Annotated in this window: 1 protein-coding gene; it reads left to right on the top strand. The window is 74.2% G+C overall.

Features of this window, described 5'->3' with window-relative positions:
* Positions 1-29 precede the first annotated feature (29 nt).
* The coding region (locus UK12_RS34455; protein ID WP_156179154.1) for a hypothetical protein at positions 30-329 on the top strand (300 nt) is incomplete at its 3' end.

Here is a 329-nt window from a genome sequence, read left to right as displayed (position 1 = left end):
TCCCCGCCGGGTGCGCAGAGGACGCGGCGGTGCTGGGCACGGTTCGGATGCTGGCCGGTCGTGGCGTGGACGTCCGCCGGGTCGAGCTGGACGGCGCCGCTCGCGGCGCGGTGGCGGAGTCGCTCCGGCAGGCGCTCGCGGACGGCTCGCCGGTCTCCGGTGTGCTGTCGCTGCTGGCGCTGGACCGGACCGTGGTTGAGTCGGGTGTGTCTGCCGGGCTCGGTGGGACCTTGGCGCTGGTGCAGGCGCTGGGCGACTGTGGTGTTGCTGCTCCGCTGTGGTGTGTGACGCGGGGTGCGGTGTCGACGGGTCGTTCGGACCGTCTGGTG

This window comes from Saccharothrix sp. ST-888 (assembly GCF_000955975.1).
In the GTDB taxonomy this organism is placed as follows: Bacteria; Actinomycetota; Actinomycetes; order Streptomycetales; family Streptomycetaceae; genus Kitasatospora.
The sequence above is the reverse complement of the archived record's forward strand: the minus strand, read 5'-3'. Positions and strand labels throughout refer to the sequence as shown.